The 7199-nt window shown below is 71.3% G+C and carries 4 protein-coding genes and 1 pseudogene; 2 read left to right on the top strand and 3 right to left on the bottom strand.

Annotated elements, in window-relative coordinates; genetic code table 11:
* Nucleotides 1-528: pseudogene (locus E5198_RS19740) on the top strand (allophanate hydrolase); the annotation flags it as partial.
* Between the two features lie 139 nt (nt 529-667).
* Entirely contained in the window at nt 668-1894 is a 1227-nt protein-coding gene (locus tag E5198_RS19735) for an NRAMP family divalent metal transporter (RefSeq protein ID WP_136491635.1), read from the top strand.
* 24 nt (nt 1895-1918) lie between these two features.
* On the opposite strand, the gene E5198_RS19730 is transcribed toward E5198_RS19735, so the two are convergent.
* The 3 genes from E5198_RS19730 to E5198_RS19720 form a co-directional block, all read right to left on the bottom strand.
* The gene (locus E5198_RS19730) at nt 1919-2461 is read right to left on the bottom strand and encodes a YaeQ family protein (RefSeq protein WP_136491634.1); all 543 of its coding nucleotides are present in this window, start codon (nt 2459-2461) and stop codon (nt 1919-1921) included.
* Nucleotides 2462-2512: 51 nt separating this feature from the next.
* On the bottom strand, nt 2513-3673 hold the full coding sequence (locus tag E5198_RS19725) for a GGDEF domain-containing protein (protein ID WP_136491633.1): 1161 nt from the start codon (nt 3671-3673) through the stop codon (nt 2513-2515).
* A gap of 96 nt (nt 3674-3769) precedes the next feature.
* On the bottom strand, nt 3770-7199 hold a 3430-nt coding region (locus tag E5198_RS19720; protein ID WP_136491632.1), incomplete at its 5' end, for an AAA family ATPase.

Raw genomic sequence — 7199 nt, 5'->3', positions numbered from 1 at the left:
GGCCGGCCGCTGGCCGAGGGCGAGCGCCTGAGCTGGCGCGGTGCCTCGCCCGCGCCGCGCGAGGTGCCGGCGGAGCGGATTCCGGCGCTGGACAGCCGCGCGCCGCTCGCCGTGGTGCTCGGCGCGCAGATCGGCGACTTCGCCGGGCAGAGCCTGTTCGACGCCTTCAACAGCGAGTGGACGGTGGACAACCGCGCCGACCGCATGGGCGTGCGCCTGCTCGGCCCGCGTCTGGAGTGCCGGCGCGGCGAGATGATCTCCGAGGGCATCCCGCTGGGCGCCATCCAGGTGCCGGCCGACGGCCAGCCCATCGTGCTGCTCAACGACCGCCAGACCATCGGCGGCTACCCGCGCCTCGGCGCGCTGACCCCGCAGGCGGTGGCGCGGCTGGCGCAGTGCCCGCCCGGCACCGGCCTGCGCCTGACGCCGGTCGGCCTGGAAAGCGCCCAGCGCCAGCAGCGGCAATTGCTGGCGCTCTGGCAGCACGGTCATCAGGCGACCACCGAGCTGGCCAGGCGCACCGCCTGACCGAGCCGGAAGGCGGAGCAACCACACGACAAGCAACACCCACGGCCGGGACGCCGTGGCACTGCCCAAGGGACCCCGACCCGAAGGCCATGGACTACCTGCCCTCGCCCCAACAAGAATTATGAGAAGGTACCGAAAAATGCAGTCCACCCAAGTGTGTTCCAGCATGCCCCAGACCTCGCAACGCAGCGTGCTGCGCGGCGCCATCTTCCTGATGGCGACCTCGGCGATCGGCCCGGCGTTCCTCACCCAGACGTCGCTGTTCACCGAGAAATACCTGGCCAGCTTCGCCTTCGCCATCCTGATCTCGCTGCTGATCGACATCGGCGCCCAGCTCAACATCTGGCGGGTGATCAGCGTGTCCAACATGCGCGGCCAGGACGTGGCCAACCGGGTGCTGCCCGGCCTCGGCCACCTGCTCACCGGCTTCATCGTCCTCGGCGGGATCGCCTTCAACATCGGCAACATCGCCGGCGCCGGGCTGGCGCTCAACGTGATCTTCGGCGTCTCGCCGCTGGTCGGCTCGCTGATCGCCGCGGTGGCGACCATCGCCATCTTCCTGGTGCGCAACGCCAGCCGGGTGATGGACGCGGTGACCCAGCTGCTCGGCCTGCTGATGCTGTGCATGGTCGGCTACGCAGTGTACGCCGCCAACCCGCCGGTGGCCGCGGCGCTGAGCCACACCTTCGCCCCGGACGATCCGCTGATCCTGATGCTGCCGATCATCACCCTGGTGGGCGGCACCGTCGGCGGCTACATCTCCTTCGCCGGCGGCCATCGTCTGGTGGAGGCCGGCATCACCGGCGTGGACAACGTCGGCGTGGTGACCCGCGCCGCGGTGACCGGCATCCTCACCACCGGCGTGGTGCGCATCTGCCTGTTCCTCGCCACCCTCGGCGTGGTCAGCCAGGGCGTGAAGCTCGATCCGGGCAACCCGGCTGCCTCGGTGTTCGCCCACGCCCTCGGCGCCTTCGGCTACAAGGCCTTCGGCCTGGTGCTGCTGGCCGCCGCGGTGTCCTCGGTGATCGGCGCCGCCTACACCAGCGTGAGCTTCCTGCACTCGGTGCACAGCAGCGTGCGCAACCACAGCCAGCGCTGGGTGATCGCCTTCATCGTCTGCTCGACGCTGATCTACTGCCTGGTCGGCAAGCCGGTGCAGGTGCTGGTGGTGGCCGGCGCGCTCAACGCCCTGGTCCTGCCGCTGGCGCTCGGCTGCATCCTGTGGGCTGCGCACCAGCAGCGCATCGTCGGCAGCCAGTACCGGCACCCGCGCTGGATGCTGGTGTTCGGCGTGGTGGCGATGCTGGCCACCGTGATCGGCGTGGCGATGTCGTTCCAGTCGCTGCTGCAGTTCTGGTTCAGCTGATCGCCGGCGGGCGTGGCGCGGCTCTCAGCCGCGCTCGCCCAGCAGCCACTCCACGGCCAGCTCGTGCTGGCCGCGCTCGTCGGTGACGAACAGGGTGCCCTCGCTGATCATCACGCTCCAGCTCAGCGAGCGCGGCAGGTCGCGGGCCAGTTCGGCCAGCGGCTCCTGCGGCAGCGCGGCGATGTTGAGGTTCTTCAGGCTCTTCACCGCGCTCACCACCTTGTCCTGCCACACGCGCAGGTTGCCGTAGGTCAGCACGCTGACCCGCTCGGCACGCCGCGAGCACCAGGTCATGCGCTCGGCGTCGGGCTGGCCGACCTCGATCCAGTGCAGCACACGACCGTCGAGGCTCTTCTCCCACAGCGCCGGCTCGTCGACGTCGGACAGGCCGCGGCCGAAGGCCAGCTGCTCGTCGTACCACAGGGCGTAACCCAGCAGACGCACGGCCAGACGCTCCTCGGTTTCCGAGGGGTGCTTGGCGACGGTGAAACACAGATTCTCGTAGACGCCGCGATCGAGGTCAGTGAGGTTGAGTTCGACTTTGTAGGGGGTGGACTGCAGGGCCATGGGCGTTCCGGCGGGGATGGAAAAGGCCGGCAGTGTAACCCGAATCGCCCCTCAGGCCGGCAGCAGGCCGGCGCGGCCCTGCTCGACGCGGTCGCGCCCGGCGTCCTTGGCCTGGTACAACGCCTCGTCGGCCTGCGCCAGCAGACCGGCCAGGTCGTGACCGGCCTGCGCGCTGGCGGCGATGCCGATGCTGACGCTCAGGCGCACCGGCACCCCGAACGACAGCTCGGCGCACCGGCGACGGATGCGCTCGGCCACCTCCAGCGCCTGCGCCGGATCGACGCCGGGCAGCAGACAGGCGAACTCCTCGCCGCCGATGCGTCCGCAGACGTCCTGCTCGCGCAAGCCGCCGGCCAGCACGCCGGCGAAGGCGACCAGCGCCGCGTCCCCGGCGGCATGGCCATGGGTATCGTTGAGGCGCTTGAAGTGATCGAGGTCGCAGAGCAGCAACGCCGCCGGCCGCTGCGCGCCCCGGCACTGGTCCAGCAGGGTGGCGGCACGCTCCATGAAGGCGCGCCGGTTGCCGATGCCGGTCAGCGGGTCGCTGTTGGCCATGGCGTGCAGGCGCGCCTCGGTGCGCTCGCGGACCATGGCCTGGGTGACGAAAGCGATGCCGATGGCGAACAGGAAGGTCTCCAGCACCAGCCAGCTCATGAAGTTCGCGCCGACCGCGCTCCACATGCTGCCGGCGGTTTCGCCATGGTCGAGCAGCAGGCGCACGCCGTAGAAGACTGCGTGCCCCCCCAGCAGGAACAGCGCCGGGACGATGGACACCTCCAGATGCCGGCGGGCGCGCCACAGCTCCCAGGCCGCCGCGCCGGCATAGCCGATGGTCAGCAGGCTGTAGGCCGCCACCCGCAGCGCGCTGGAGGTCATGAAGGTCGGCCACAGGCACAGCACCAGCCACAACAAGGCACCGGCGACGATGCCCGGCCGGTACAGCGGCCGGCCGACGAAGGCGCGCATGGCCGCCCAGCCCTGGGCGCAGGCCAGCAACAGCAGCACGTTGCCCAGCACGATGGACAGGGTATCTGCGCCCAGCCCACGCAGGCTGACCACCAGAGTGCCGACCGCGCCCAGCAGCAACATGCCGGCCATGCAGCCCAGGGTGGGCTCGCCCTGGCTGCGCCGCCAGGCATGCAGCATCAGCACACCGAGCAGGACCAGCACGTAGATTTCCAGCAGCAGCAGGGTGGGCAGGTGCAGGGTCATGGAGCGAACTCGCCGGCGGCCGTAGCGCGGGCCCGGCAGATGGTGAACGGCTTCACACTCTACGCGCTCCGGTCGCGGTCTCGCCAGTGCCGGGCCTCAGCCCGCCGGCGCATCTGCCACCTCGCCGCCCGGCAGGCGCGCGCGGCGCAGGCCCAGCTCGCGCATGTCGCGGGACAGCTCGTGCAGGTGCTTGTGGATGCGCAGGCCGATGTCGCCCTTCTTCTCGATGGTCTGGATCAGCGGCAGGAAGCTGGCCTGCAGCGACTGCGCCAGCCCCTCGAGCAGCGCGGCGAAGTCCGGCTGCGGCGCCGCCGCCACCTGGACCTGCGGACGCTGCTCGGCCAGCGCCTGCAGGCGCGCGAGCAGTTCGTCCCAGGGCACCGGCACGGCGGCGGCGCCGAGGCCCTGCACGGCGTCGGCCAGGTCGCGCAGCTGGGCCACCACGCGCACGCCGACGTCGGCCTCGCCGCCGCCCATGGCCTTGGCGCGGCGGAAGTCGGCGCGGATCTGCTCCCAGCGCGCCGCCTGCTCGGGCGTCAGGTTGCCGCGCAGTTCGGCGAGCTTGAGCAGGTTCTCCTCGGCGCCGGTGGTGAGCAGCTGCGCCTCGCCCTGGTAGTGGTCGGCGATCAGCTGCAGCAGTTCCTCGTCGTTCATCACCGCGCTGATCTTCTCGGCCATCTTGTTCATGTTGCGGTAACTGCCCTGCAGCTTGAACGGCGGCTCGCTGCGGTACTGGTCGGCCTGGGCGGCGCTGGCGATGTACTGCCGGTTGACCCTCAGCACCACGTCGCGCACCTGCATCAGGCGCTGCAGGGTGGCGGTGATCTCGTCCAGCTCGGCGCCGCTGTAGGCGTGCGACAGCTCGTTGGCGGAGAACTCGCGGCCCTCGGCCCTGGCCACCAGGCGGTAGAGGTCGGCCATCTCGCGGGTGGCCAGCGGCGCCAGCACCGGGTTGGAGGTCAGCGCGTTCTCGATGTAGCTGAGCGCGAAGGCCTCCTGCATGCCGCCGAGGGTGTCGCCGAGGTTGTAGATGTCGGCGCGGTTGGCCAGCATGTCGGGGATGCGGAACACCTCGCCGGACTCGGTGTAGGGGTTGCCGGACATCACCACGCAGAACTTCTTGCCGCGCATGTCGTAGGTGCGCGTGCGGCCCTTCCACACCCCCTCGATGCGCCGGGTGCCGTCGCACAGCGAGATGAACTTCTGCAGGAATTCCGGGTGGGTGTGCTGGATGTCGTCGACGTAGAGCATCACGTTGTTGCCCATCTCCAGCGCCAGGTTGAGCTTCTCCAGCTCCTGGCGGGCGGTGGCGTCGGGCGCCTGCGCCGGATCGAGCGAGCGCACCTCGTGGCCCAGCGCCGGGCCGTTGATCTTCATGAAGATCAGCCCCAGGCGGTGGGCGACGTACTCCATCAGGGTGGTCTTGCCGTAGCCGGGCGGCGAGATGAGCATCAGCAGGCCCATCAGGTCGCTGCGCTTGTTCTCCCCGGCGCTGCCCATCTGCTTGGCCAGGTTGTCGCCGATGAAGGTCAGGTAGACGTCGTTGATCAGCCTGTTGCGCACGAAGGAACTGAGCGGGCGGGCCTTGAACTCGGCCAGGCGCAGCGCGGCGCGCTCGCGGGCGATCACCGCCTGGCGCAGCGCCTGGTAGCGGGTCAGACCCGGCAGGTAGTGCTCGCGGTGCGCGCGCAGGCGGGCGAACAGCTCGTCCAGCGCCAGCTCCAGCCGCTGCTCCTGGATACGCGGGTGCTCGCCGAGCAGGCCCTCCACCGTGAAGCGCAGGTCGACCTCGGTGACCCGCCGCGGCAGCTCCTCGCCGAGCAGCTCGAGCGCCGCCGCCTCGGGCGCGTAGGCGGCCAGCGCGGCGAACTCGGCCTGGCCGCACAGGCCGTGCAGCCAGTCGAGCGCCAGCGTCCACTGCGCCGCCGGGCGCTCGCCCAGGCGGGCCAGCGCCTGGCGGTAGTCGTCCCACATGCGCGCCTCGGTCAGCCGCGCGCGCAAACCTTCCTGCAGCTGGCGGGCGTACTTGCTGAAGGTGAACTCGATGCGCTCGGCGGCCAGTTCCTGCACCAGGTACTCGGCGGCCTCGGCCACCACCGCCGCGACCAGACCGAGTGGCTGTTCGGCGAGGAAGGCCTGCAGCGCGGCGGCGATCTCGCCCTGCAGGGCGCGCAGGCCGTCGTCGCGGCCGAACAGCTGGCGGATGTGCCGGCTGGTGCGTGCCCGCTCCGGCCACTGCGCCGGCTGCTCCTGGGCGCGCAGCCGGTCCCAGCACAGGCAGGCGAAGGCGCGCGGCAGCGGCGCGTGGCGCAGCAGCCCGGCGCTGCCGGTCAGCGGCAGCAGGCGGGCGAGGATCGCCGCGGCGTCCTGGTCGTGGATGCCCTTCTCGTAGCCCTCCCGGTAGCGCGGCGCGGCGAACTCGCGCACCGCGCGCACCAGCGCCTCGGGCTGGGCGAGCAGCAGCTTGAGGCGATCCAGATCGAGGCCGCCCTCGCCGCGCTCGGCGGCGGCCAGCACTTCGCCGGCCAGGTATTCGCCGCGGTACAGCTCGGCCGACTCCGACTCCAGGCTGGCCTGCCAGAAGGCGCGCAGTCCCTCCAGCTCGGCATCGACCAGCGGCTCGATGAAGTCGGTGCCGGTCAGGTGCAGGCACAGCTGCTCGCCGCGCGGCAGCAGGGTCAGGTCCAGCTCCTGGCTGTTGACGCTGAAGCGGTGGCGGCCGAGGCGGATCAGGTTGCCGCCTTCCTCGAACAGCTCGCTCTTGTCGCGCAGGGCGCGCACCGCCTGGTCGCGGGCGCCCTTGAGGCGCGCTTCCAGGTCGTCGGCCTTGACGCTGTCCTTCAGCTCGCGCAGACGCTCGGCCAGGTCGCGCAGCTTGAGGATCAGCGGGTCGGCGGCGAAGAAGGCGTTGAGCTCCTCCATGCTCGCCAGGCGCGCGGTACGCCGCGCCAGGCTGTCGAGGATGCGCCGTGCGGCCTCCTGCAGGCCCTGGGCGCGGCGCTGGCGCTCGTCGAGCAGCGCCTGCTTGTGCGTCTCGAAGGTCTCCAGCAGCTCCTCGCGCTTGGCGAGGATGTCGGCGAGGAACTCCTCCTGCTCGCCGAAGCGGCTTTCCAGCTCCTCCAGCTGCAGCAGCAGGCGCGCCAGCTGCTCGTCGCAGCGCTCGGGCTCGCTGGCCTGGCCGAGGGCGCTGGTGATGCCCTGGCCGAACAGTTTGAACTGGGCGCCGAACTGGGCGACCGTCTCCGCCGAGCCGAGGCCCTTGCGGCGCTGCTCGGCGCGGGCGCGCGCCTGGTTGAGGCGCGCGTACAGCTCGGAGATCGCCTCGACGATGCGCGTGCGCTCGGTGGCGTCGTCGATCGCCAGGCTGGCCATCAGGTTGGAGAGCATGTCCAGCTCGGCGGCCATCGCCTGCAGGCCGGCCAGCGGCTCGGCCAGCTGGGCGACGCTGGCCGCCTGCTGCGCCGCGCCGTCCAGCTCGGCCAGGCGCTCGGCGTAGGGCGCCAGCGCCCGCTCGCCGGCGAGGAAG

The organism is Pseudomonas sp. A-1, assembly GCF_004801855.1.
Taxonomy (GTDB): domain Bacteria; phylum Pseudomonadota; class Gammaproteobacteria; order Pseudomonadales; family Pseudomonadaceae; genus Geopseudomonas.
This window is presented reverse-complemented; position numbering and strand designations above follow the sequence as displayed.

Excerpts from the sequence above, each read along its gene's own strand:
- E5198_RS19735 (WP_136491635.1), top strand. The coding sequence starts at position 668 with ATGCAGTCCACCCAAGTGTGTTCCAGCATGCCCCAGACCTCGCAACGC.
- E5198_RS19730 (WP_136491634.1), bottom strand. The coding sequence starts at position 2,461 with ATGGCCCTGCAGTCCACCCCCTACAAAGTCGAACTCAACCTCACTGAC.
- E5198_RS19725 (WP_136491633.1), bottom strand. The coding sequence starts at position 3,673 with ATGACCCTGCACCTGCCCACCCTGCTGCTGCTGGAAATCTACGTGCTG.